Below are 23,842 nucleotides of genomic sequence, written 5' to 3'. Positions count from 1 at the left end.
TAAGCCTCGACACGCTCTCAAAACAATCGGTTGCGCATGACTCTGGCTTTCAATCCCAATCAGGAACTCGCCTCCATCGTTGCACGTTTCGCCGCGGGGGATGGAGAACATCGCACACCGATTGACGGTCTCAATCTATACCGCCAGTCGGCAGTGACCGTGTGGCAGCACGGGGCTTATCGACCCTCCTATGCCGTTGTGGTTCAGGGGCGTAAGAGCCTTACGGTCGGCGCCGATACGTACCATTACGGTGTCGGCGAGTATATTCTGACCGCCCTCGACCTGCCTGTATCGACGCAAGTCACCAATGTCCGCAATGAAACTCCCTATCTTTGCTTCGGTATGGCGCTCGACAGTGAACGTCTGAATGAGCTGTTGTCGCGCGTCGATATCCCGCGCCACGCGATCACGGCGGAACCTATGCGTGGGCTCGCGGTCAATGCAGCATCGCCGGAACTGCTCGATGCCTCATTACGGCTGCTCAGACTGCTAGATCGCCCGGAGGATATTCCGGCCATGGCGCCATTGATTGAGCAGGAGATCCTTTATCGCCTGCTGACCGGTCCGAACGGTCCTCGGCTGTTGCAGGTCGCGATGGCGGAGAGCCAGAGCAACAGAGTGGCGCGCGCCGTCACCTGGCTGCGCAACAACTTCACCCAGCCGCTGCGCATCGAAGAGCTGGCGGAGCGGGTCGGCATGAGCGTTTCGTCGCTGCATCATCATTTCAAAGCCGTGACTGCGATGTCGCCGATGCAATATCAGAAGCAGCTTCGTCTCCATGAAGCGCGGCGATTGATGATCGTGGAGCAGCTAGATGTCGGGTCCGCCGGCCATCGTGTCGGTTATCAGAGCCCATCGCAGTTCAGCCGCGAATACAGCCGCCTCTACGGCCTGCCGCCCTTGAGGGATGTCGAGGGCATGCGGAGTTCGGCTGCCGCAGAATAATCCATTCGCCTTATTGACGCGGTGCAGCAACGAATTCCGCTTGACGCTCGCCTCGCCCTCAGTCATAACCTGCTGCGAACCGTACCGTACGGTACGCATTTGGGAGTGGCCATCGTGCTCAGCGAAGCAGGACAGTCGAGCGAGTTTTCGCCGCGCCAGAACGCCGTTCTGGAGCAGGCGCTGCGGCTGCTTGTCGATGGCGGCGAAAAGGCGCTGACGACCTCGGGCGTCGCGCGCGCCGCCAATTGCTCCAAGGAAAGTCTCTATAAATGGTTCGGCGATCGCGACGGCCTGCTGTCGGCGATGATTGCCTATCAGGCCAGCAAGGTGCGCACATTCGAGCGCAACGGTGAGCGGCTGACGGCGGCGAGCCTGCACGACCATCTCGTCATTTTTGCCCGCGATCTTCTGGAAGTCCTGGCCGGCGACGTATCGCTGGCGTTGAACCGTCTGGCGATCGGTCAATCCAACCGCGACGGCTCCAAGCTCGGCAAGCTTCTGCTCGAGCGCGGCCGCCGGCAGATCGACCGCCGTGCCATGGCGCTGATCGACGCCGGCAAGCGGGCAGGGCTGCTGCGCTTCATGAATGCCGACGAGGCTTATCATACTCTTTATGGGCTCATTGTTTCCGATCTGCACGTTCGCATGCTGCTCGGCGAGCCTGGTTTGAAGGATACGAGCCGTCAGGCGGAGAAGGCGGTCAGTGCCTTCCTCACCCTTTACGGCACGGAAAAGGTATTGGCGGAAGCGGCAGCGACCGTCTGAAAATTCGAAATCTGTACCCAGACAAGCAAAGGGAAGGACAAACAATGCGCGTCTATTACGATCGTGATGCCGATCTCAACCTCATCAAGTCGAAGAAGGTCGCCGTTATCGGTTATGGTTCGCAGGGCCGCGCCCATGCACTGAACCTGAAGGACAGCGGTGCGCAGAACGTTGCGATCGCGCTGAAGGCCGGTTCGGCTACTGCCAAGAAGGCCGAAGCCGATGGCTTCAAGGTCATGACCGTTGCCGAAGCTGCTGCCTGGGCCGACCTGATGATGATGGCGACCCCGGACGAACTGCAGGCCGACATCTACAAGGCCGAAATCGCTCCGAATATCCGTGACGGCGCTGCGATCGCTTTCGCGCACGGCCTCAACGTTCACTTCGGCCTCATCGAGCCGAAGGCTTCGGTCGATGTCGTCATGATCGCTCCGAAGGGTCCGGGCCATACGGTTCGCGGCGAATATCAGAAGGGCGGCGGCGTTCCCTGCCTCGTTGCCGTTCACCAGAACGCTTCCGGTAACGCCCTTGAACTCGCTCTCTCCTACGCTTGCGGCGTCGGCGGCGGCCGTTCGGGCATCATCGAAACCAACTTCCGCGAAGAATGCGAAACCGATCTCTTCGGCGAGCAGGTCGTTCTCTGCGGCGGTCTCGTCGAGCTGATCCGCGCTGGCTTCGAAACCCTCGTCGAAGCCGGTTATGCACCGGAAATGGCCTATTTCGAATGCCTGCACGAAGTAAAGCTGATTGTCGACCTGATCTATGAAGGCGGCATCGCCAACATGAATTACTCGATCTCCAACACGGCCGAATGGGGCGAATACGTCTCCGGCCCGCGCATCATCACGGCTGAGACGAAGGCTGAGATGAAGCGTGTCCTGAAGGACATCCAGACCGGCAAGTTCACCTCGGAATGGATGCAGGAATATCGCTCGGGTGCCGCCCGCTTCAAGGGCATCCGCCGTAACAATGACAGCCATCAGATCGAAGAAGTCGGCTCAAAGCTGCGCGGCATGATGCCCTGGATCGGCAAGAACAAGCTGGTCGACAAGAGCGTCAACTAAGCTTTTTCGGGTCTATACCGCAATGAGAAGGGCCGGGGAGGGAGACTTCCCGGGCCCTGAACGTTTCAAGATGTTTACGGCTCAAGTAGCCGATGAAATGCTTTTGCTGGCTCTCATCCGCAGCCATTTCGTCGGCTTGCCATCATAGCCGCTACCGTCGGTTTCGTTGAGTGAAATCTCTTCCCAGCCAGTCGAGATCAGCAGATCGTTCAGCCAGTCGGCCGAAAGGTAGTTGTAGTACCGGCCGAAGCTGTCGTAACCCTCGGCGTGAAATATGCCGTCGTTCTTCAGGGCTTTGTGGACACGGTTGAATATCTCCGGAAGATCCGATCGTTGCACATGCAGCAGGGATGCTTCGGCCCAAATACCGTCATAGGCTTGGTCATCCTCCAGCTCTTCGAACCTGCGAACGATCACCGGCTTTCCGAGCAACTTTTCCGCCTGCCTGGCCATTTCCGCCGAACCATCCATGGGCGTGACGTTGAAGCCCTGCGCGACCATATAGGCTGCGTCCTGACCGCCGCCGCAACCAAGCTCGAGAATCGACGCGCCGGCGGGGAGGGCATTCAGAAAGGCATCGAGCCGACGCTGCGGCAGGCTGCGGTCGCGCACCGCATAGGTGGCAGCGTTTTCGTCGTAAAAAGAGGATGTGTGGTCGTCGGTCGTCATAGGGATTTCAGCTCGGTTGAGGGCATACTAATCGCAGTTCTATCTCGAATACTGCTGCCCTTTGCGCTCGCATCAAGGCCCAATTGTTAGAATAGCAGGATTGTACGCGAAATTAGAGCTTGAACGGGCTATAAAAGTAACTAGTCTTAAAACTAGTCAGAGGGAGCGTGTTATGCGGCAATGGCCAGTTCAAGACGCGAAAGCGAAATTCAGTGAGATGCTCGATGCCTCTTTGGAAGAGGGACCGCAGCTCGTTTCGAAAAGAGGCGAACCCAAAGCGGTGCTTATTTCCGTTTCTGAATGGGAGGCATTGAACAGGCGCGCAAAGCCATCAGCCAAAGAAGTCCTCCTAGCGCCTGAACCGAGATTCGAACTCGATATCCCGTCGCGCAAGGAATGGGTATGGCGAGATATCAATCTGAGCGAGGGTTGATAGTTGTACTTGCTCGATACGAACGTGGTCTCCGAACTACGCAGGATGAAACCTCATGGTGCGGTACTTGCTTGGATAGGCACCGTTGGGGATGGCGATCTTGCAATTTCAGCCATTACTATCGGTGAGATCCAGCGCGGCATTGAACTGACTAGGGAAACCGATCCGCAGAAAGCAAGTGAACTCACGCGTTGGCTGGATAGTCTAAAGCTTGGAATTCGAGTCATTTCCTTAGACGCGGAATGCATGATCCGATGGGCGCAATTCATGCATTGCAAATCGCCGACGCTGATTGCCGATGCAATGATCGCGGCGACCGCATCGGTTCATAATCTCACTATCGTTTCACGGGATGTCGTCGATTTCTCGACCTTTCCCGTCACTGTTCTCAACCCTTTCGACTATAAATCTTCTTGAGAGCGCACAAAATAGGTCAGCATTATTGACTTATCGTTTGTTGCGTGATCTTGTGGCGGAAAGACTAAAAATTACGAGGAATCCCCGTGTTGAATTGGGAAAATATCTTTGCGACGCGCTCGAGCCGTATGCGTGCCTCCGAAATCCGCGAATTGCTGAAACTGCTGGAGCGTCCGGACATCATCTCGTTCGCCGGCGGCATTCCCGATCCGGCTCTGTTTCCGGACCAGGAATTCAAGCAGGCTTATGCGGACATCTTTTCCGGTCCGGCCGTCAATGCGGCGCTGCAATATTCGGTCAGTGAGGGCTACAAGCCGCTGCGCGAATGGCTGGTCAGCCAGATGGTGGCGCTTGGTGTTCCCTGCGAACTCGAAAACGTCTTCATCGTTTCCGGTTCGCAACAGGGTCTCGATTATCTCGGTAAGCTTTTCCTGTCGCCGAAGGACACGGCACTCGTCACCGCGCCGACCTATCTCGGCGCGTTGCAGGCCTTCAATGCCTATGAGCCGACCTATGATCAGCTCACCCCGAACGGCAACCGCACGCCGGCCTCCTACCGCGCGGCGGCCGAGCAGGCGGGCGGCAAGGTGAAATTCGCCTATCTCTCCGCCGATTTCGCCAATCCGACCGGTGAGACTGTCGATCTCGCTTCTCGCGAAAAGCTGATCGATCTCGCCGACGAGCTGGATATCGCCATCATCGAAGACGCCGCCTATCAGTCGCTACGTTATGACGGTGAGGCGATCCCGCCGATCCTGGCGCTGGAAATTGCCCGCAAGGGCAATATCAACGATACACGGACGATCTATTGCGGCAGCTTTTCCAAGACTTTGGCGCCGGGTCTTCGTGTTGGTTTCGTCGTTGCCAATGCACCGGTCATTCGCAAATTGGTGCTGATGAAGCAGGCGGCCGACCTGCATTCCTCGACCATCAACCAGATTGCCATCCATCAGGTCGCCGAACGCGGCTTCGATGCGCAGGTCGCCAAGATCCGCAAGACCTACAGCCATCGCCGCGATTGTATGCTGGCCGCGCTTGCGAAATATATGCCTGAAGGTACGAGCTGGACGAAGCCCGAGGGCGGCATGTTCGTCTGGATCACCCTGCCGAAGGGCATGGACGGGGCAAAACTGCTGGCAAAATCGCTGGAGACGGCGAAGGTGGCCTTCGTGCCTGGCCAGGCTTTCTTCGCCGACGGCTCTGGCCCCAACACCTTCCGCGTCAGCTTCTCCTGCGCCAATGATCAGATGATCGATCAGGGGATCTCGCGGCTCGGCAAGTTGATCGCGAGCGAAATCGGGGCGATGGCGGCTTAGTTTTCCTTCAATTTTTACCTTCTCCCCAGCGGGGAGAAGGTCGAGCGAAGCTCGGGCTGAGGGGGCGTTGCACCGTAAGGATTGCCTTGCGCTTGCCGCGATGCGAGGTGTCCCCCTCATCCGCCCTTCGGGCACCTTCTCCCCGAGGGGAGAAGGAGTTTCTCACTTTGCCAAATGCGGCGCGATGAGCGACAGGTCGGCCTCGCCGAGCCGGTCGCTCGCGGTATTGCGCTGGTGCCAGTAGGGATAAAGCAGCGGCGGCAGGCTCACGTCGTCGAGGCGCTTGCGCTCTTCTTCCGTCAGCTTCAGCTCGGCGCTGGCGAGATTGTCCTTGAATTGCGCGTCCGTGCGGCCGCCGATGATAACTGAGGTTACGCCCTTGCGGCCGATCAGCCAGGCGAGTGCCACTTGCGCGGCCGAGACGCCACGGCCATCGGCAATCTCCACCAGCGTATCGACGATGTTCCACAGGCGGTTCTCATCGCGGATCGGCGGTTCCGTCCAGCCCGCGAACTGGCGGGTGCCTTCCGGCGTCGCCTGGTTGCGGCGATGCTTGCCGGAGAGAAGGCCGCCGGCGATCGGGCTCCAGACGAGGACGCCGAGCCCTTGATCGATGCTGACCGGCAGCAGCTCGTATTCGGCGTCACGCGCTTCGAGCGTGTAGTGGATCTGTTGGCTGACGAAGCGTTCGCGCTTGTCGCGCTCGCTGACGCCGAGCGCCTTCATGATGTGCCAGCCGGAAAAATTCGAGCAGCCGATATAACGCACTTTGCCCTGACGGACGAGCGTGTCGAGTGCCTCCATCGTTTCTTCGAGCGGCGTCTGGCCGTCCCATTCATGCAACTGATAAAGATCGATAACATCGGTCTTCATGCGCTTCAGGCTGGCTTCGCAGGCCTGGATCAGGTGCTGGCGAGAGGAGCCGGCATCGTTGACGCCCTGGCCCATCGAGAAGCGAGCCTTGGTGGCAATCAGCACGCCATTCTTGCGGCGGCCGCCGATGATCTCGCCGAGGATTTCTTCTGAGGCCCCTTGCGAGTAGACATCGGCAGTGTCGATCAGGTTGACGCCGGCATCGAGGCACATGTCGACGAGTCGTTTCGCCTCGCTGACGCCAAGATCGCCGACGGTCTTCGCCCAGCCGACGCCGCCGAAGGTCATGGTGCCCATGGTGATGGTCGAAACTTTGAGGCCGGAGCGGCCAAGCAGACGATATTCCATAGATTTACCCTCCAAAATCAGGCCTGAAATTCGTGCGCTAGGAAATAGAGCGGGGCATCGGCGGTCAAGGTCGAATGATAGTATGAACGGTTCGGTCCACAGTTGCGAATTGTCACAATCATGTTAACCGGCCCGGCTAAGGAACCCGTCAGATAACCCGTCGAGGACGCTTCATGAAAACGTTTGTTTCTGCTTTAGCCGGCCTGCTGGCCGTCGCCCTTTTCTCCGGCTCGGCCGTTGCCGCCGATCTCGTGCTCTACACCAGCCAGCCGAACGAGGATGCGCAGGCAACCGTGGATGGTTTCATGGCTGCCAATCCCGGCATCAAGGTCGATTGGGTTCGCGACGGCACCCCGCAGATCATTGCCAAGCTGCAGGCTGAAATGCAGGCTGGCGCTCCGGTGGCCGACGTGCTCCTGATCGCCGACACGGTGACGCTGGAGCGCTTGAAGGAAGCCGGCAAACTGATGGCCTACAAATCGCCGGAAGCCGCGAATTACGACCCGGCTCTCTATGACGCCGACGGCTATTACTACTCCACCAAGCTGATCACCACCGGCATCGTCTACAACACGGCCGCTTCGATGAAGCCGACGAGCTGGCAGGATCTGACCAAGCCGGAAGCCAAGGGTCTCGTTGCCATGCCGAGCCCGCTTGCTTCGGGTGCTGCTCTCATTCACGCACAGACGCTTGCCGGCGTCGGCAGCCTCGGCTGGGACTTCTACAAGAACCTTGCCGCCAACGGTGCAATCGCTTCCGGTGGCAATGGCGCGGTGCTGAAGGCCGTCGCTTCCGGCGAGAAGGCTTACGGCATGATCGTCGACTACATGCCGATTCGCGAAAAGGCCAAGGGCGCGCCGCTGGAATTCGTTTTCCCGACCGAAGGTGTTTCGGCCGTGACCGAGCCGGTCGGTATCCTCGCCAGTGCCAAGCATGTCGACGCCGCCAAGAAGTTCGTCGACTATGCTCTGTCCGAAAAAGGCCAGCAGGGTTTCCTGAAGCTCGGCTATATTCCGGCCCGCAACGGCATGCAGTTGCCCGCAGGTTTCCCGGCGCGTGACAGCATCAAGGTTTTGCCGTTGAATGCGGCCGAAGCTCTGAAGAATACCGACCAGGATCTGAAGACCTTCTCTTCCTACTACGGATCGAAGTGATCCAATCTGGACGGTCGATGTACGGATATGTGCGTAGGGGAAACAGCCAGCCAGCCTGGCTGTTTCCTTTTGTCGTTACCATCGTGATGCTGCTGAGCGTGCTGCCACTGGCGCGGCTGGCGCAGGCTGGGATCGAGGCGCTGCTGCGTGGCGGTGCCTACGAACTGATCTCCGATCCCGCCCTCTGGCGCGCAGCCTGGTACACGGTCGAGACAGCCGTGTTAGGTACGGTCATTTCCGTGCTGCTCGGCTGCCTTTTCGCTTTCCTCCTAACCTTGACCGATATTCCGGGCAGCGGGCCGCTTGGCTTTCTCTTCGTCCTGCCGATGATGATCCCGCCGCAGGTAACTGCGCTCGCCTGGGTACAGATGTCGGGTCCATCCAGCCCTCTGTTGAAGGCGCTGCACATCGCCCCGCCGCTCGGCTCGCCGCAGCCGCTTTATTCCGTCGGCGGTATAGCGCTGCTCTATGGTGTGCAGCACGCGCCGCTGGTCTACCTGGCGCTCCGGGCTGGCCTGATGGCATTGCCGCGCGATGGCGTCGAGGCGGCCAGGCTGTCCGGCGCTTCGGGATTTCGTGTGTTTCGCGACATTATCCTGCCGCTGTCACTGCCCGGTGTCATTGCTGGTGCCGCCATTGCCTTCGTCTCGTCGATCGGCAATTTCGGCATCCCCGCCATTCTCGGCATCCCAGCTTCGATCTTCACCTTGTCGACGCTGATCTTCACGAAATTCTCGAGCTTTGGCCCGCGCACCTTCGGTGACATCGCCGTGCTGTCGGCGATGATCGCGGTGATTTCGGTTGCGGGCCTGGCGGTACAGGGCAAGGCCCTGAAGGGGCGGGATTATCGCGTCATCGGCCTCTCCGGCGCTTCCGCCGCATTCGCGCTCGGCCGCTGGCGTCTTGCCGTCATGCCGCTGCTTTGGGCGATCCTGTTCATCATGCTGGTCGCGCCGTTCTTCGCGCTGGTCGCCGGCGCGCTGGTGCCGGCCTATGGTGTGCCGCTGACCTTCAAGACGGCATCCTTGCATGCCTTTACTGAAATCCTCTTTCGGCAGGCAGTGACGCGCGTCGCCTTTTCCAATTCCTTGTTCCTCGCCGGGATGACGGCACTTGGTCTCCTGGCAGTGACTGTCCTGGCCGCCTACTGTCTGACGCGACGCAAGGATATGCTGAGCCGGATCGTCGGCGGATTGATCGAGATTCCCTATTCGCTGCCGGGGATCATCGTCGCCGTCTGTTTCATCCTGGTTTTCGCAGCACCGTTGCCCGTCCTCAACATCACGCTCTACGGCACTATCTGGATCATTCTGCTCGCCTATTTCTCGGCCTATTTCGCCGTCAGCCTCAAGCCGGTAATGAGCGCCTTTCTGCAGCTCGATCCAGCATTGGAGGAGGCTGCGCGCCTCTCGGGCGCCGGCTTCTTCCGCCGCCTGGCCGATATCATCGTACCGCTGATCGCACCGGCGGCGGGCGCGTCGGTAATTCTGGTCTTCCTCATCGCCTGCAACGAGCTGACCGTTTCCGCCTTGCTCTGGTCGGCGGGCACGCAGACGCTCGGCGTGGTCATCTACAACCTCGACGATGGCGGCAGCGCTGATCTTGCCTCCGCCATGTCGGTCATCGTCATCGCCATGGTCGTCACCATGATGCTGCTCTTGGAAATCCTGGCCAAGCGCCTGCCGAAAGGAGTGGTGCCGTGGCGAAGCTGATCCTCAATCACGTCAGCAAGGATTTCGGCACGGGCGGTCGCCCGGCTGTCAAGGCGCTGTCGCTGGAGGTTCGCGAAGGCGGTTTCCTGGCACTGCTCGGGCCGTCCGGTTGCGGCAAGACCACAGTGCTGAGAATGATCGCCGGATTCGAGCAGCCGACGGATGGTTCGATCCATCTCGGTGAACGCCTGCTGGCAGATGCCGCCAAGATGTTACCGCCGGAGCGGCGCAACATGGCGATGGTATTCCAATCCTACGCGCTCTGGCCGCATATGAACGTTGCAGACAATGTGGGTTACCCCCTCAAAGTGCGCGGCATTTCCGGCGAGCGCTATCGCCAGAAGGTGCGTGAGGCGCTGTCGACCGTACGGCTGGAAGACTATGCCGAATGGCGGCCTGCGGATCTTTCTGGCGGACAGCGTCAGCGCGTAGCACTGGCACGCTGCCTGGTGACGTCGCCCGACGTCGTGCTGTTGGACGAGCCTCTCGCCAATCTCGACCGCCACCTGAAGAAGGAAATGGAAGAGACCTTCCGCGAATTCCATCAGCGCTCCGGCGCCACCATGGTCTATGTCACGCATGATCAGAGCGAGGCCATGGCTCTGGCGACCGATGTCGCCGTCATGTCCGAGGGACGGCTGCTGCAGGTCGCGGCGCCGGCGGAGATCTATGCCCGGCCGGAGGGCCGGCTGGTCGGCGGATTGGTGGGGCAGGGTGCGATCCTGTCGCTTGGCGTCCCGGACGGTAAGCCGCGGCTTATCGATTGGACGACGCTGAAGATGATCTGGAGAGAGCAGGGGGGCAAGGCGGTGCATGCGGACATCCTCGTACGGCCCGAAGACGTTGTTGCCGATGCCGATGGCATTTCCTGCAAGGTGGACGCCGTTCTTTACGAGGGCGAACGCTACGCGCTGCGGCTGTCGCTGCCGGATGGTCAGATGCTGAGGGCCTATAGCCGCGAAGCGGTGAAACCAGGCGATGTCTATGCGGTCGCAATTCGGTCGGCATGGCGACTGTGATCGGCGTAGTGGGCGGAGAGATAAGACGGTTGTTCGCAGCTTGCACCTGTGCTTGAGTTGCCCAATGTCACGAATGGGAGTCGCGCCATGTTCGATCAGAGCTTCCCGATTTTCGATCTCGGCGCTTTCGAGGCGGCCGACGATGAAGGGAAGAAGCGGCTTGGCGCTGAGGTCGACGAAATCTGCCGTTCGACCGGCTTTCTGGCGATTGCCAATCATGGTGTCGATGAGGCTGTGATCGAGGCCGTGTGGGCAAAGACTCACGCATTTTTTGATCGGGCCGCCGACGTCAAGCAACGGGCGAAGGCGCCTTATCCCGGATACCCCTATGGCTATCTCGGCCCCGGTACCGAAGCATTGGCGAAATCGCGTAACGTCGACACGCCGCCCGATCTCAAGGAGAGTTTCAACGGTGGACCGCTTGCTGTGCCGGCCGGCATGACCGACCCGGAAGCGCTCGGCTTCTGCTATGCCGCCACCATCTGGCCGGATGGCCCGGAAGGATTTGCGGATGCATGGAAGGCCTATTACCGTTCGATGGAGGATCTGGCGGCGCGCATCATGCGGGTCTTTGCCACCGCACTTGGTCTCGACGAGCATTTCTTCGACAGTTATGTCGATGCGCCGATCAGCGCGCTCCGGGCGCTGAATTATCCGGAGCAGCGTGTCGCACCGCAGCCGGGCCAATTGCGCGCCGGCGCGCATACCGACTATGGCAGCCTGACGATCCTGCTGCCGCAGCCGGGGTCCAAGGGACTGGAGATCGTCGCGCCGGACGGCCAGTGGACGCCGGTGCCTCCGGTACCCGGCGCTTTCGTCATCAATATCGGTGACCTGATGGCGCTTTGGACCAATGATCGCTGGGTCTCGACGGTGCATCGCGTCGTCAATCCGCCGCCGGACGAGGGCGGCATGCAACGGCGACAGTCGCTGGCGTTTTTCCATCAGCCGAACTGGTTTGCCGAGATCGCCTGCCTGCTGTCCTGCCTTCCGTCGGGCGAGGAACCGAAATATCCCCCTGTTCTTTCCGGCCCCTATCTCATGGGCAAGTTCAAATCGACCGTCACTGCCAAGACCAACTGATTTGGGCGGGCCGGCTCATTTCTCCACAAACCGGAATGCTAGATGTCGCTCCGCCTCGCCACCTTCAATGTCGAAAATCTGTTGACGCGTTTCGATTACACCGGTTTCCGCAATCAGTTGCGCCAGGACCGCGTGCTGAAGCTGTTTGATGTGCAGAACGAAGCCATCTACCAGCAGCTCGAAGCGGCGCGCGTGGTGGCGGCCACCGACGACACGAGGCAGATGACGGCGCTTGCGATCGCCGATGCGGATGCCGACATTGTTTGCCTGCAGGAAGTCGATAACATGGCGGCGCTGCAGGCCTTCGAATACGGCTATCTCTACCGCATGGTCGGCAACGGCTACCGGCAGAAATTCCTGATCGAAGGCAATGACGCCAGAGGTATCGATGTGGCCGTGATGATGCGCGAGGGGACCCGCGACGGCCAGCCGATCGTGCTGAAGGACATCAAAAGTCACGCCATGGTGACATATCGCGATTTCGATCTTTTCAACGACGAACTCGGTGCGCTTGGCCTTCATCAGGACGATAAGATCTTCAAGCGTGATTGCCTCGAGCTGGATTTGACCATCGGTGGCGTACCGCTTTCCTTGTATGTCGTGCATCTGAAGTCGATGGGACCGATGCGGGAAGGCCTGGATGGGCGCCATTCGACCATGCCCATTCGCCGCGCCGAGACGCGGGCCGTGCGCCGCATCATCGAGAACCGTTTTGGCGCCGGTCATACGGCGAGGAAGAATTTCGCCATTTGCGGCGATATGAACGACTATCAGGAGCGCGTCGACGTCATCGGCACGCGCCATACCGGCTATCGCTTCAAGCATCAGGATGAAAAGAGCAGCGCGCTCGATGTCTTTAGTGAAGATGGCTTCGCTGAAAACATCATGCGCCGCCGCGATGTGTTGGACCGCTGGACGCTCTATCACGCCCGCGGGCCGCAGGAGCAGTGGCTCTGCCAGCTCGACTACATCTGGCTGTCTCCGGCCCTGGCGCAGGCCAACGCCACGCGCGTGCCTGACATCGTTCGTTCCGGGCAGCCCTTTCGCACCATATTTCCGCCCGGACAAGAGGTAGAACGTTATCCGCGCACCGGCTGGGACAGGCCGAAGGCTTCCGATCATTGCCCCGTCGTCATGACATTGGATCTATTATGACCACCGCTTTCAAACTGCTAAACGACAAGGCCGATTGGCCGCCGGAAAACACAGTATTCCCGGTCGCCCGCATCGATCTCACCGTGATTGCCGGCGATCACCCCTTTCATCTCAGCGAGGCCGAGGCGGCGCAGGAGAATTGGAAGAGGGAGATCGCTGCCAATCCCGCACTTTACGATGGCCGCATGATCTTTCAGCATCGTCTATCGGTCAGCGAGGAGGCGGTGGAAGGCGAAGCATATATTACGCCGTTTTCCACATTCCTCTGGTGGCGCAAACAAAGGGAACGGCAGGGCGGTTTCCATGTCTTCGCCTTTCCGGTCGCCGTTTCCTCCGATGGCGCGATCATCGCCATCCGCATGGCTCAGCACACCGCCAATCCCGGCCAAGTCTATTGCGCAGCGGGTTCGATGGATGAAAACGATATCGTCGACGGGCGCTGCGATATCGAGGGCAATATGCGCCGCGAAGTGTTGGAGGAAACCGGCCTCGATCTTCATGACGCGACTGCCGAGCCGGGCTATTACGCCACGCATACGAACCTCTCCCTCACCCTGTTCCGCGTCTTCCGCTTTCCCTGGACAGCGGAGGAGATGCTGGAGCGGATCAGGGCGCATATGCTGGTGGACGAGGAAAAGGAGATCGACGGCGCGGTTGCCATCCATTCGGCCGATCCTGCCGCGCATCATTACAGTTCGGCGATGCCGCCCATCCTAGCGTGGTTCTTCGATCGCCCTGAGTAGCTTTAGCTTGCGCGCAAATGCGTTGCGATTATGAATGGTTGAGCAGGGTTGTGCAGTCCAGAGTCATGTAACGGAGGCAGGAGTGGCTCGTAGCTTCAGTGTCTATGATGTATTCACCGACAGCAAGCTCGCGGGCAACCCGCTGGCCGTTATCTTCGACGCCGAGGGCCTGAGCGACGAGGCGATGCAAGATATCGCCAAGGAGATGAATCTCTCCGAAACAGTGTTCGTCCTGCCGCCGCAGAATCCGGCTCATACAGCGAGCCTGCGCATCTTCACGCCCGGTCGCGAGTTGCCCTTTGCCGGCCATCCGACTGTCGGTACGGCGATCGCGCTGGCTGAAAGGGCGCATGCCAGCCATGGCGGTGATGTTGACCTGGTTTCGGTGCTGGACGAGCGGGTAGGGCCGGTGCGTTGCGCCGTTCGACTCCGGCAGGAAAAGGCGAGCTTTGCCGAATTCGACCTGCCGCGGAAATCGCAGCAAATAATGCTGCCGCTCGACCGGGCCGATATTGCCAATGCGCTCAGTTTGAAGATCACCGACATCGGCTTCGAGAATCACGTACCGTCGATCTGGAGCGCAGGCGTACCGTTCCTGCTGGTGCCGGTGCATGATGTCGGGGCGGCCGAGCGGATGGAGTTCGATCCGCAGCTCTGGGAGAAGACCGTGCCTTTCGTCGACGGTGCACTCGCTTCCGCTTTCATCTATTGCCGCGGTGCGGTGAATCACACCGCCAAGTTCCATGCCCGGATGTTCCCGGTGGGCATGGGTATCGTCGAGGATCCCGCGACGGGCTCGGCGGTGGCCGCGCTTTCCGGCGCCATCAATCACTTCGACCGGCTGCCAGATGGTCATCATCCGGTCATCGTCGAGCAGGGAGTCGAGATGGGGCGGCCATCCTTCATCCATCTCCATATCGACATCGATGGTGGCGACATCGTCAATGCTCGTATTGGCGGTCAGGCGGTACGCGTCGCGACGGGAATTCTTGAGCTTTGATTTTGTAAGGTTTTTGTCGTTCTTCAAAATTTTTTGACGAATAGCCAAAGAAAATTCATCTGGCCACTGGACAATCAAACCGATCCTATTTATACGCCCGGTCACACCGCGAGCGAGCGGTTACGGGTGATTAGCTCAGTTGGTAGAGCAGCTGACTCTTAATCAGCGGGTCGTAGGTTCGAGCCCTACATCACCCACCAAATTTCCTAGAATTACATTGAGATAGCGGCTTCCGGCTTCCTTGGGAGCCGGGCGGCGGCGATGCGGTTCCCTACCACAGGCCGTCAAAGCCACAAGTTGTGGGTGCTATCCGTTCGGGGATAAAATGATCAACCACCCGCTAATTAGGAGTCAGCGGCTCTGTTCATGGACACGGTCTGTGGATCGCCTTTATCGAAGCAGGACGAACCATAAAATTTGCGGGGGAAAAACGTGCTGGGCGGCGATGATTCGCGCAAAACTTTCAACTCATCATCGTTGTCTTCCAAAATGCATTCCGCCACGTGAGTCGGCGCCTGTCTAATGCTTTTTATGCCCGCCGCCTTCCATGATGCTGAAGACGAAAATGGCTGCGAGAACCAGGATCAGCGTGTAGTCGAAGGGGGTTAGCAGATGCAGCAGTTCCATGTTGTTTCTCCTCCCAGAGAACATGAACCAGAACAATTTTTAGTATGTGCTTTTGTTCGATACATGCCAAGATTTTTGCATCCTGCGGTGCAATAACACTGTTGTGCGCGGCACAAAACAAGTCCTTGTTCGCAAAGGCGATATCGGCTTGAATGGCGACGCTTGGTTTCCGGGAACCATCCGGCAGTCGTGCGCATTCTATTGTCAATAAAATTTATAGAGTATATTGCTGCGCCGTTAGGACATGCACGATTGAGGGGGCGGGCTATTCCGCATAATCGATCGGAAGGATTTGGCGATGACGACACATTCTCAAGATCAATCAGGTGATCGGCCAGTCATCGCAATCATTGGGGGCGGCGTCTCGGGAACGGCGGTTGCCTTTCACCTGCTGCAATATCAACCGCTGCAGACCGGTCAGCTCTTCATTTTCGAGCCGCGCGCAAGGCTGGGAAAAGGGCTTGCCTATGATACCCAGGATCCAGCGCACCGCATCAATGTGCCAGCGGCGAAGATGAGCCTGCTGCCCGATGATATCGAGCATTTCCAGCGCTGGCTTCAAGAAGGCAATGTGCTGGCGGGTGACGAAATGGCTGCCGCGGCGAATGGCGGCCTGTTTCCGCGACGTGCGGTTTTTGGTCACTACATCAACACCATGGTGCAGCCTTTCGTCGATAGCGGCACCGTCACCCACATCGCCGAGAGAGCCGAGGATGTCCGGCGTTCGGACGGACGCTGGGTGATCACGGGCGAGGCGGGGCGGCGCGTGGAGGCGGATATCCTCGTCATTGCCACAAGTCATCCGTCGCCCCAGCCGCCCCAGCCGCTTCAAAATGCACTTGCCGGCCATCCGCGTTTTGTCGCCGATCCTACGCGGCCGGATGCGCTCGATGCCATCCGCGCCGACGACAAGGTGCTTGTGGTCGGCAATGGCCTAACCTCGGCCGACGTCATCGCCTCCCTCAATCTGCGCGGTCACAAGGGACCAATCACCGCTATTTCCCGACGTGGTCTGCGCTCTCGGGGGCATGCGCCGGTCAAGCAGGAATTGTTCGGCGATTTCGTCAGCCAGCCGTCACGGACGGCGCTCGACCTTCTGCGGCACGTGCGCGCCGCCATTCGCGAAGCGGAAGGCGAGGGGTGGACCTGGCATGCGGTCATCGATCAGGTACGCACGCAGGGGCAGGATCTTTGGTGGGCGATGCCGGTCAACGAGCGCCGGCGCGTGGTACGGCATTTGCGGCCTTTCTGGGATGTACACCGCTTCCGCGTTGCGCCGCAGGTGGAGGCCGTCAGCGAAGAAGCTATTAGCGCCGGCAGGCTGGCGGTGCTCGCGGCTTCCGTCGCCTCGGTAGAGGTCAAGGACGGGATGATCGGCTGCATCCTTCACCTCAGTCGCTCGGGCAAGAGCCTCGATCGGCAATTCGATGCCGTGGTGGTGACGACCGGGCCGGGCCATCGCGGCATTTTGAAGTCGCAAAGCTGGATCAGCGCGCTTGCAGATGCAGGCTATCTTGCCATCGATGCAACAGGGCTCGGCCTTGCCTGCAACACGGCATCACTGGCGCTCGGAGCCGACGGTAAGGCGGCACCATCATTGTTCATTTCCGGGCCCTTGGCGCGTGGCACGTTCGGCGAACTCATGGGCTTGCCGGAAGTGGTTGAGCATGCAGTCTTCGTCGCAGAGCAGGTGGCTTCGGCAGTAGCCGATTACGCCAAGCGCGAGCACGACATGCCGAAACTCAACAGCAGCATGGCGTAAAGGCACAAAAAACCGCAAAATCGTTGCTTAGGCGATACATTGCCTAAATTTACTCATATAAACTATACAATTTGTGAGTTATTGTCTTGTTCGTACAAGGCGACGGCGTTACGTCCGTGGTCAATGACGAACAGGATCGGCGGCTCGAGTCTCGATCGAACCATGCCGGGCTCCCAACAACAGACCTTGCAGTAAAGCGGATAGCGATGCTCACGAAAAAAGGAAAATACGGGTTGAAAGCGCTGGTGGATTTGGCACGCCTCGGGCCGGGCCAGACTGCGTTTATCAACGACATTGCGTCACGCAACAATATCCCGAAGAAATTCCTCGACACCATCCTCCTGGAACTGCGCAATGCCGGCGTGTTGCGCTCGAAGAAGGGACCAGGCGGCGGCTATTCACTGTCGCGTCCCGCCTCCGAGATCCGCATCGGCCATGTCATCCGCACGCTCGACGGTCCGCTCGCGCCGATCCGCTGCGCCAGCCGCACGGCCTATGAAGCCTGCGACGATTGTGCCGATCCAGAGCACTGTCAGGTGCGCCGCTCTATGACGGAGGTTCGAGACGCGATCGCGGCCATTCTCGACAATATGACGCTGGAGCAGTTCGTCGCCGGCGGCGGACCGGAATTAGAGATCGAAGAACAGGAAGACTATCGGGCGTCGAATATCGGCTGACCAGCCAGGTATCCAGACAAGCTTATTGTTCGCCATCTCCAGCTTTTGAGAACCAAAGGTCCTTGTAGATCGCGGCGGCAGATTCATCGGGCGAGCGATCCTCGGTTAGCCAGACCTTCTGGATCGACCAGGCGTCGTCAACGCTCGGAAACTTGCTGCATTGGGCTAGATCTGACGCGCCGACGCAGGGAATGAACCACGACGGCATCAAAGGCCGTGCAGCGTAACCTGTTTCCGTGCGGGTGATCAGGACAGCAATCCCGGCCTTCTTGCTGGCTTGCCACGGAAAGATGATACGGCCTCCCGGCCGCAATGCTTTAAGCCATGATGTCGGCGGGGCGATTACTCCGGCATTTACGTAGATGAGATCGGCATTGGGCAGCGCCAGAGTGGTCGCATCCCCCTCTACGAGGGAAATTCCCTCGAATGGCTCCAGATTTCCGCGCGCCCGGTTAGCCAGGTCTGCTTCAATTTCGAATGCATGAACATGGCCATTTGGCAGCACCAGCATCGACAGGAGTGCGGTATAGTATCCTGTTCCTGCGCCAATATGGATTACCGTGTCGCCGGACTTGGGAGCGGCATGGCCGATCCAGGCCGCATGCAGGAACGGTTCCCCACTATTAATGCCTTTTGTCCTGTCCAAAGCCACGAGCGCATTCTGATAAAGAAAGGAAGGATCGGCACCGGGCGTTTCAATGTATCGCCGATTGACCTTTAGCTGCCAAGGCCCGGGACCCAGGAACGCTTCGCGCGGTACGAGCTCGAAAACCCGCTCAAGCCTTTCGTCAAGGGAATTGCTGGCGGCAGCCATCATCTTCGCGTGGAAAGCTCGGATCTCTTCCAAACTGGCACGGCGATTTGTCGTCACGGTCTCTTCCTACCTTCCTGATAGAAAATTCCTCAGAGCGTCCAATTCTTCGGCGGCGCGATGCCGTTGAGATGGTAGTTGCCGACGATATGGTATTTCCAGCGTACCGGGTCATGCAGCGTATGGGTGCGGGCGTTGCGCCAGTGACGGTCGAGATTGAGGCCGATGCGTGTGGAGGAGGTGCCGGCGAGCTCGAACAGCGTATTCGAGGCTTCGATGGCTATTTCCGTCGTCAAAGTCTTTGCGGCCGCCACGGCAATCGTGGCTTCGATTACATGGTCTTCCGTCGGGCTGACCTGGGCGACATCGATCTTCTTGCCGGCGCGTTCGAGCATCGCGGCGGCTGCCTCGATGCGGATGGCGATCTGGCCGATCCTGGCGATGGTCAGCGGGTCATCCGCCGCGCGTTCGACGCCGCTATCCATCCAGGGGCGGGCATTGGTCTTCACAAATTCCACGGTCTCGGCGAAGGCGGCTCGGGCAATGCCGAGATCGATGCCGGCATGGATGATTTGACCGACGGAACCGATGGTCGTCGCCCTCTCAAAGCCTTTGTGATGCGACACGACGGCGTCGGCGTTGACGTAGACATTGTGCAGGATGGTCGTGCCGCTGCCGGATGTGCGCTGACCGAAACCGTCCCAATCATCGATGACCTGGATGCCTTCCGTGCCGTGTGGCACAAGAGACATGGTGAGTTCGTCCCGTGCGTTGAGCGCGAAAATGGCGATCCAGTCGGCGAAAAGTACGCCGGTTGAATAGAATTTGCGGCCATTGATGCGATGGCCAAGTCCGTCCGGCGTCAGGCGGGTATCGTATTGACCGGCGGTTTTGGTGCCGATCTCGGAGAATGCATTGCCGAAACGGTCGCCGGCCAGCGCCCTGGCGAAGAAGAAATTCTTCTGCTCTTCGCTGCCATCGATGCGCAGTGCTTCGAGAATGTAGAAATGGCTCTGCGGCATCTGGCCGATCGAAGGGTCCGCTTCGGCAAGGATTGCAACGACCTCGGCGAGAACGGAATTGGAGATATCAAGGCCGTCATATTCGGCTGGAGTGGTGATACCAAGCAGTCCGGATTGCGACAGGGCCTCCAGCTCGTCGTAGGGCAACACGCGGTTGATGTCCCGATCGCTCGCCTTCTGCGCGAAATTGGCGGCGAGCGATCGTGCGATCTCCAGCGCTTCCTCGTCGCTTTGAATGCGGTGTGCGAGCGGCCTGGTGCGCTCGTGCAACTGTGAAACAGTTCCCATCCATCACTCCGTCAGCCGATGGCATATCAGTGACTTAGCTGTACAAAACCGATAGGCGCGTAATTTCTATAGATGTACTATACATTAGATTTTCTTTGCTTATCCAGAGAGATTACATCCCGGCGCCATCGATTTCGGCGTAATGCCCTCAAGAACTCTGCCGTTTCCGAGCCTTGTCGTTGGCAGCCGCGACGATCCCTATATGGATTTCGCCGAGCTTCGCCAGCGTGCGGCACGATGGGACAGCGACCTTCATGATCTCGGCCATGCCGGCCACATCAATATCGCTGGCGGCTTTGGTCGGTGGGAGCAGGGCTACCAGTTGTTTTCGGCGTTCGCCAAGAGGGTCGAGAATAAGCAGACCAGGCCGGTGAGGCCGCAGTTGCACAACATTTTGTGCGCGGCGATGCCGTAAACATCATCTGCCGTCAAAATGTCGGTCGCAAGAAAGCGCTTGCTCCCGGCGCATTTTCGCGCTTTCATATACGACTAAATAAGTAGACAATAGCAACAACTGCACTCTTTCACGTCGCCGAGAGGCTGGAAGCATGCAGTTGGTCAAAGGAATAGCGTTCCGCACTCGTGTGCGGACCTGTCGGGAGCATCCCGCTTTCAGGTGGAATACCGCAACGGAAGCGATGCTCTTGGTTCAAAGAACCAGAGCGGCCCTTGTGCGTTTACGAACGTGCGGCGCTCTAGCGGCCAGGTGTTCGGTGGCCGCACTGCGTGCGGTTCACAGTATCAGTATGCCCTTAGAAAAGCATGATCAGCCACCTCTTGCCCCAGGAGTTGATATGACGGTTCAGGGACTTTTTTCCGCCAAGGCAAGTGCGTCGGCACAGGCCTATGCGATGCCGCGCATCGCCGTCATCGGCCGCGGCTTTTCCGGCATGATGATGGCTATCGCCTTGATGAAGACGGTGCGGACGCCTTTTCATCTGCAGCTTTTCGATCCGAATTCCAGCGTTAGCGGCGGTCAGGCTCTGGCTTCCGGCCATAGTAGCGAGATCCTAAACAGCCGTGTACGCGATCTCTCGGTTTCCGCCGGAGATCCCGACGATTTCAATGATTGGCTCTGTAGCAATGCAACGTTCCGCAGTGCGGTGCCGGCGGCAATACCTGGCTTCCTGCAGATATTCGTGCCGAAGCGCATTTTCAGCGATTATGTCTATCAGCGCTTTTCCGAGGCATTGTCCTCACGGCGGGATATCACAGTACAAGTCAGCGCCGAGACGGTCGTCGGCCTTCGCCGCAGCCATGGCGACCGCTTTCTGGTGGAGAGTGCCGGCGCTTCCAATCCGCTGTTCGACACGGTGATCCTGGCGACCGGTTACGGCATTTCCGATCGCGAGCCGCAGAGCGGTGAATCCGTGGCGACGCCGACGGCTGTCCGCGCCCGGCGCCTGGTGTCGCGCCCGCATACGGTATTGCTCGGCAGCGGTCTGCGTGTCGTCGACCGGCTGCTGCAGATGCGCGACAATGGTTATGGCGGGCAGATCACCATTATCTCGAAACACGGCTTCTTGCCGCAAGGCCACACGCGCAGCAATGCCGATCCGGTTTTTCCCGCGGAAGCCATGCCCGGCAGTCTCAGCGAGATCGTACGTTTTATCCGACGGGCTTGCGAGAATGCCGAGGCGAGCGGGCAAAGCTGGCAGTCCGTCATGAACGGCCTACGCAAACATGCCCGTTCGCTTTGGCGCTCGCTGCCGGCAGGACAGAAACAGCAATTCAATCGCCATTTGCGGGCTCTTTACGACAGCCACCGCAATCGCCTGCCGGAAGCGCTGCATGTTCGGCTGAAACAGGAACTGGCGGAGGGCAATACGCTGCTGCGTCGCGGACAATTCCTGCGGCGCACGCCGACAGGATTGACGCTGAAGCCCGCCGGTCGGCGTGGCGCGGAGCAGATCTATGCCGATGAGGTGATCGATTGCCGCTGCCAGGAGCCTGATCTCGACACGACATTGATGCGGAGCCTGATCAACGCGAGCCTCGCCACACCGGACGAACTCGGTCTTGGTTTGGCTGTGGAAGCAACCGGCGCGCTTTCCGTGGATGGACAAGTGACGGAGGGACTTTTTGCCATCGGCCCGCTGGGACTTGGGAGCTTGCCGGATATCGATCTTGTGCCGGAGATCGTGACGCAGGCCTATGCGGCCGCCGAAGGCGTAGCGACGCGGTTTTATCCACAGTGTAAGGCGGTGTGACGGGAGCTTGTCGCGCTCGTTAAGGGGCGGGATGGCGCTCCGTATTCACCTTGGTTCCGGCAGACGCGGTTTTCCATCCGTGGCCGACGTTCAATTTCCTGATTGAAATACGTAACGTAATAACGTAACAAATTTGCTGGTTGTGGTAAGTTAGGACTCGGGGACAAGTGCAGACATTGATGACACCGCCATTGCCCGTTGCGATTTTCTGTGAGAAGAACGATGCCGATGGTGCTGCCGCCGGGATCATCCGGAGGGCGGCTGAAAAGGGAACACGGTGCGGATTACCCATCAGGGGCCAAAACCGTGGCTGCCCCCGCAACTGTAAGCGGAGAGCGCGTTCGCGACATGCCACTGGCTTCATGCCGGGAAGGTGCGAACGGGCTGTGACCCGCGAGCCAGGAGACCTGCCATCGACAACGTCAACCGCAACGGACGGGGTGTTCCGATGGAAATTCAGTGGTTGGGCGACGGCGCCATTGTGCCCGCAGGCCCTATCTTGACTTTGCCTCCGGCGAGATCTCCGGGAGGCTTTTCATGGACAAAGCAAAAGAGCAGACGCATCGGATCACCGTATGCACGGATTGCCGCCACACCGGCGCACCGTGCCGGCCGGGTTTTGATCTGCTGAAGCGCCTTCAGGCCGCAATTGCTCAGGCAGGCACGGTGCTTTCCGAGGATTTCAGCCTGCAAGGCAGCGTTTGTATGGCCGGCTGTGAGCGACCGTGCACGGTCGCCTTCCAGGCAACGGCAAAGGCGACTTACCTCTTCGGCGATATAAAGGGCGAAGCCGATATCTCCGCGCTCGTCTCCTTTGCGCAGCTCTATCGCGACCGGCCCGACGGCTTGACGCGCAAGGGCGAACGCCAAAGAGCGCTAGGCGGCAAGACATTGGCGCGCATTCCAGCCGCCATTGTCGCGGTCGAGCGCCTGCCGGCGCTTTTGCAATAGGAGCGGCCCATGCAGGAGAAATGCGTGCGGCTGGAGGCCGATGGCATCACCTGGGGGCCGCACCAGGGCAAGCCGATCATCCGCGACATCAGCCTGTCGGTTGCCGCCGGTGACCGGCTGGCAATTATCGGCCCGAACGGGGCAGGAAAATCGACCCTGCTGCGGTGCCTCTATCGTGGTGTCCGGCCGCAACGGGGTTTGGTGCGTCTCGACGGCATCGATCTCTGGTCGATCGGCCCGCGCGAGGCGGCGCAACGCATTGCCGTCGTCCTGCAGGAGACGCCGGGCGATTTTCCTTTCAGCGTTCGCGACGTGGTGATGATGGGCCGCATTCCCCATCGCAGAGGCATGGCGCGCTGGAGCGAGGAGGATCATGCGGTAACGGCGACGGTACTTCTCCGCCTGGAACTCAAACATCTGGCGCTCCGGCAATTCGCGTCGCTTTCGGGCGGCGAGAAACAGCGGGTGTTGGTCGCCCGAGCGCTGGCGCAGGAACCGGAGCTCATCATCCTCGACGAGCCGACCAATCATCTCGATATCCGCCATCAGCTCGAGATACTGGACCTGTTGAAAGGCCTCGGCCGGACGATCATCACCACCTTGCACGACATCAATCTCGCCGCCGATTTCGCGACGCATGTTGCGGTGCTCGATTCCGGCCGTCTGACCGGCCATGGCCTGCCAACCGACGTCCTGACCCCCGAGCGCATCTCATCCGCCTTCCGTGTCGAAGCAAGCCACCAGGTCGTCGGCGACGCATCCCACCGCCTCACTTTTTCTCTTCGCTGATTGGAATCA

General features: G+C 59.5%; 23 protein-coding genes, 1 tRNA gene and 1 riboswitch. Of the genes, 20 read left to right on the top strand and 4 right to left on the bottom strand.

What is annotated here, in order from left to right; translation table 11 throughout:
* Window positions 1-36 precede the first annotated feature (36 nt).
* The 3 genes from CCGE525_RS12385 to ilvC all read left to right on the top strand — a co-directional run bounded on the left by CCGE525_RS12385 (window position 37) and on the right by ilvC (window position 2,774).
* Entirely contained in the window at window positions 37-945 is a 909-nt protein-coding gene (locus CCGE525_RS12385) for an AraC family transcriptional regulator (RefSeq protein WP_120704520.1), read from the top strand.
* 114 nt (window positions 946-1,059) lie between these two features.
* Entirely contained in the window at window positions 1,060-1,710 is a 651-nt protein-coding gene (locus CCGE525_RS12380) for a TetR/AcrR family transcriptional regulator (RefSeq protein ID WP_120706386.1), read from the top strand.
* Window positions 1,711-1,754: 44 nt separating this feature from the next.
* Window positions 1,755-2,774, top strand: a complete 1,020-nt coding sequence (ilvC, locus tag CCGE525_RS12375) for a ketol-acid reductoisomerase (RefSeq protein WP_120704519.1) — start codon at window positions 1,755-1,757, stop codon at window positions 2,772-2,774.
* 81 nt (window positions 2,775-2,855) lie between these two features.
* Here ilvC and CCGE525_RS12370 read toward each other — a convergent pair whose 3' ends face one another.
* On the bottom strand, window positions 2,856-3,443 hold the full coding sequence (locus tag CCGE525_RS12370; protein ID WP_120704518.1) for a class I SAM-dependent DNA methyltransferase: 588 nt from the start codon (window positions 3,441-3,443) through the stop codon (window positions 2,856-2,858).
* Window positions 3,444-3,615: 172 nt separating this feature from the next.
* Here CCGE525_RS12370 and CCGE525_RS12365 point away from each other — a divergent pair, with 172 nt between their 5' ends.
* The 3 genes from CCGE525_RS12365 to CCGE525_RS12355 all read left to right on the top strand — a co-directional run bounded on the left by CCGE525_RS12365 (window position 3,616) and on the right by CCGE525_RS12355 (window position 5,609).
* Window positions 3,616-3,876: a type II toxin-antitoxin system Phd/YefM family antitoxin gene (locus CCGE525_RS12365; protein ID WP_120704517.1), complete on the top strand. Its 261-nt coding sequence runs from the start codon at window positions 3,616-3,618 to the stop codon at window positions 3,874-3,876.
* A 9-nt stretch (window positions 3,877-3,885) separates the two neighbouring features.
* Window positions 3,886-4,293, top strand: a complete 408-nt coding sequence (locus CCGE525_RS12360) for a type II toxin-antitoxin system VapC family toxin (protein ID WP_205587390.1) — start codon at window positions 3,886-3,888, stop codon at window positions 4,291-4,293.
* An 86-nt stretch (window positions 4,294-4,379) separates the two neighbouring features.
* On the top strand, window positions 4,380-5,609 hold the full coding sequence (locus CCGE525_RS12355) for an aminotransferase-like domain-containing protein (protein ID WP_120704515.1): 1,230 nt from the start codon (window positions 4,380-4,382) through the stop codon (window positions 5,607-5,609).
* Window positions 5,610-5,771: 162 nt separating this feature from the next.
* Here CCGE525_RS12355 and CCGE525_RS12350 read toward each other — a convergent pair whose 3' ends face one another.
* A complete protein-coding gene (locus CCGE525_RS12350; RefSeq protein WP_120704514.1) occupies window positions 5,772-6,830 on the bottom strand; it encodes an aldo/keto reductase in 1,059 nt (352 codons plus the stop codon).
* 173 nt (window positions 6,831-7,003) lie between these two features.
* On the opposite strand from CCGE525_RS12350, the gene CCGE525_RS12345 reads away from it, so the two are divergent.
* From CCGE525_RS12345 to CCGE525_RS12300, 10 genes are all read left to right on the top strand, one after another.
* On the top strand, window positions 7,004-7,984 hold the full coding sequence (locus CCGE525_RS12345; protein ID WP_120704513.1) for an ABC transporter substrate-binding protein: 981 nt from the start codon (window positions 7,004-7,006) through the stop codon (window positions 7,982-7,984).
* A gap of 17 nt (window positions 7,985-8,001) precedes the next feature.
* Window positions 8,002-9,696: an ABC transporter permease gene (locus tag CCGE525_RS12340; RefSeq protein ID WP_120704512.1), complete on the top strand. Its 1,695-nt coding sequence runs from the start codon at window positions 8,002-8,004 to the stop codon at window positions 9,694-9,696.
* Window positions 9,684-10,715: an ABC transporter ATP-binding protein gene (locus CCGE525_RS12335; RefSeq protein WP_120704511.1), complete on the top strand. Its 1,032-nt coding sequence runs from the start codon at window positions 9,684-9,686 to the stop codon at window positions 10,713-10,715. Before CCGE525_RS12340 ends, CCGE525_RS12335 begins: the two co-directional genes overlap by 13 nt.
* Window positions 10,716-10,802: 87 nt before the next feature.
* Window positions 10,803-11,798, top strand: coding sequence for an isopenicillin N synthase family dioxygenase (locus CCGE525_RS12330; RefSeq protein WP_120704510.1), 996 nt, complete (start codon window positions 10,803-10,805; stop codon window positions 11,796-11,798).
* Window positions 11,799-11,840: 42 nt separating this feature from the next.
* The gene (locus tag CCGE525_RS12325) at window positions 11,841-12,953 is read left to right on the top strand and encodes an endonuclease/exonuclease/phosphatase family protein (protein ID WP_120704509.1); all 1,113 of its coding nucleotides are present in this window, start codon (window positions 11,841-11,843) and stop codon (window positions 12,951-12,953) included.
* Window positions 12,950-13,696, top strand: coding sequence for an amidohydrolase family protein (locus CCGE525_RS12320; protein ID WP_120704508.1), 747 nt, complete (start codon window positions 12,950-12,952; stop codon window positions 13,694-13,696). The genes CCGE525_RS12325 and CCGE525_RS12320 overlap by 4 nt, the downstream gene beginning before the upstream one ends.
* Window positions 13,697-13,778: 82 nt before the next feature.
* Entirely contained in the window at window positions 13,779-14,696 is a 918-nt protein-coding gene (locus CCGE525_RS12315) for a PhzF family phenazine biosynthesis protein (protein ID WP_120704507.1), read from the top strand.
* Between the two features lie 124 nt (window positions 14,697-14,820).
* Window positions 14,821-14,896: transfer RNA gene (locus CCGE525_RS12310), tRNA-Lys, on the top strand.
* Window positions 14,897-15,621: 725 nt separating this feature from the next.
* On the top strand, window positions 15,622-17,085 hold the full coding sequence (locus tag CCGE525_RS12305) for an FAD/NAD(P)-binding protein (RefSeq protein ID WP_120704506.1): 1,464 nt from the start codon (window positions 15,622-15,624) through the stop codon (window positions 17,083-17,085).
* Between the two features lie 206 nt (window positions 17,086-17,291).
* Complete coding sequence (locus CCGE525_RS12300; protein WP_120704505.1) at window positions 17,292-17,762, top strand: RrF2 family transcriptional regulator; 471 nt, start codon at window positions 17,292-17,294, stop codon at window positions 17,760-17,762.
* A gap of 22 nt (window positions 17,763-17,784) precedes the next feature.
* Here the strand turns inward: CCGE525_RS12300 and CCGE525_RS12295 are convergent, their stop codons facing one another.
* On the bottom strand, window positions 17,785-18,633 hold the full coding sequence (locus tag CCGE525_RS12295; protein ID WP_245472009.1) for a protein-L-isoaspartate O-methyltransferase family protein: 849 nt from the start codon (window positions 18,631-18,633) through the stop codon (window positions 17,785-17,787).
* Between the two features lie 32 nt (window positions 18,634-18,665).
* On the bottom strand, window positions 18,666-19,883 hold the full coding sequence (locus CCGE525_RS12290; protein WP_120704504.1) for an SfnB family sulfur acquisition oxidoreductase: 1,218 nt from the start codon (window positions 19,881-19,883) through the stop codon (window positions 18,666-18,668).
* 142 nt (window positions 19,884-20,025) lie between these two features.
* On the opposite strand from CCGE525_RS12290, the gene CCGE525_RS12285 reads away from it, so the two are divergent.
* The 4 genes from CCGE525_RS12285 to CCGE525_RS12270 all read left to right on the top strand — a co-directional run bounded on the left by CCGE525_RS12285 (window position 20,026) and on the right by CCGE525_RS12270 (window position 23,833).
* Window positions 20,026-20,298 carry an RBBP9/YdeN family alpha/beta hydrolase gene (locus tag CCGE525_RS12285; RefSeq protein WP_120704503.1) on the top strand — a complete coding sequence of 91 codons (273 nt, stop codon included), beginning with the start codon at window positions 20,026-20,028 and terminating at the stop codon, window positions 20,296-20,298.
* Window positions 20,299-20,677: 379 nt separating this feature from the next.
* Entirely contained in the window at window positions 20,678-22,093 is a 1,416-nt protein-coding gene (locus tag CCGE525_RS12280; RefSeq protein WP_120704502.1) for an FAD/NAD(P)-binding protein, read from the top strand.
* A gap of 212 nt (window positions 22,094-22,305) precedes the next feature.
* Window positions 22,306-22,522: riboswitch (cobalamin riboswitch) on the top strand.
* Between the two features lie 108 nt (window positions 22,523-22,630).
* On the top strand, window positions 22,631-23,044 hold the full coding sequence (locus CCGE525_RS12275; protein WP_120704501.1) for a DUF1636 family protein: 414 nt from the start codon (window positions 22,631-22,633) through the stop codon (window positions 23,042-23,044).
* A 9-nt stretch (window positions 23,045-23,053) separates the two neighbouring features.
* Window positions 23,054-23,833 carry an ABC transporter ATP-binding protein gene (locus tag CCGE525_RS12270; RefSeq protein ID WP_120704500.1) on the top strand — a complete coding sequence of 260 codons (780 nt, stop codon included), beginning with the start codon at window positions 23,054-23,056 and terminating at the stop codon, window positions 23,831-23,833.
* Window positions 23,834-23,842 lie beyond the last annotated feature (9 nt).

Source organism: Rhizobium jaguaris (assembly GCF_003627755.1).
Lineage (GTDB): Bacteria > Pseudomonadota > Alphaproteobacteria > Rhizobiales > Rhizobiaceae > Rhizobium > Rhizobium jaguaris.
This window is presented reverse-complemented; position numbering and strand designations above follow the sequence as displayed.

What these genes read in the sequence shown, in the direction of transcription:
- CCGE525_RS12385 (WP_120704520.1), top strand. Translation starts at nt 37, where the DNA reads ATGACTCTGGCTTTCAATCCCAATCAGGAACTCGCCTCCATCGTTGCA.
- ilvC (WP_120704519.1), top strand. Translation starts at nt 1,755, where the DNA reads ATGCGCGTCTATTACGATCGTGATGCCGATCTCAACCTCATCAAGTCG.
- CCGE525_RS12370 (WP_120704518.1), bottom strand. Translation starts at nt 3,443, where the DNA reads ATGACGACCGACGACCACACATCCTCTTTTTACGACGAAAACGCTGCC.
- CCGE525_RS12365 (WP_120704517.1), top strand. Translation starts at nt 3,616, where the DNA reads ATGCGGCAATGGCCAGTTCAAGACGCGAAAGCGAAATTCAGTGAGATG.
- CCGE525_RS12350 (WP_120704514.1), bottom strand. Translation starts at nt 6,830, where the DNA reads ATGGAATATCGTCTGCTTGGCCGCTCCGGCCTCAAAGTTTCGACCATC.
- CCGE525_RS12345 (WP_120704513.1), top strand. Translation starts at nt 7,004, where the DNA reads ATGAAAACGTTTGTTTCTGCTTTAGCCGGCCTGCTGGCCGTCGCCCTT.
- CCGE525_RS12340 (WP_120704512.1), top strand. Translation starts at nt 8,002, where the DNA reads ATGTACGGATATGTGCGTAGGGGAAACAGCCAGCCAGCCTGGCTGTTT.
- CCGE525_RS12330 (WP_120704510.1), top strand. Translation starts at nt 10,803, where the DNA reads ATGTTCGATCAGAGCTTCCCGATTTTCGATCTCGGCGCTTTCGAGGCG.
- CCGE525_RS12325 (WP_120704509.1), top strand. Translation starts at nt 11,841, where the DNA reads ATGTCGCTCCGCCTCGCCACCTTCAATGTCGAAAATCTGTTGACGCGT.
- CCGE525_RS12320 (WP_120704508.1), top strand. Translation starts at nt 12,950, where the DNA reads ATGACCACCGCTTTCAAACTGCTAAACGACAAGGCCGATTGGCCGCCG.
- CCGE525_RS12305 (WP_120704506.1), top strand. Translation starts at nt 15,622, where the DNA reads ATGACGACACATTCTCAAGATCAATCAGGTGATCGGCCAGTCATCGCA.
- CCGE525_RS12300 (WP_120704505.1), top strand. Translation starts at nt 17,292, where the DNA reads ATGCTCACGAAAAAAGGAAAATACGGGTTGAAAGCGCTGGTGGATTTG.
- CCGE525_RS12290 (WP_120704504.1), bottom strand. Translation starts at nt 19,883, where the DNA reads ATGGGAACTGTTTCACAGTTGCACGAGCGCACCAGGCCGCTCGCACAC.
- CCGE525_RS12285 (WP_120704503.1), top strand. Translation starts at nt 20,026, where the DNA reads ATGCCCTCAAGAACTCTGCCGTTTCCGAGCCTTGTCGTTGGCAGCCGC.
- CCGE525_RS12280 (WP_120704502.1), top strand. Translation starts at nt 20,678, where the DNA reads ATGACGGTTCAGGGACTTTTTTCCGCCAAGGCAAGTGCGTCGGCACAG.
- CCGE525_RS12275 (WP_120704501.1), top strand. Translation starts at nt 22,631, where the DNA reads ATGGACAAAGCAAAAGAGCAGACGCATCGGATCACCGTATGCACGGAT.
- CCGE525_RS12270 (WP_120704500.1), top strand. Translation starts at nt 23,054, where the DNA reads ATGCAGGAGAAATGCGTGCGGCTGGAGGCCGATGGCATCACCTGGGGG.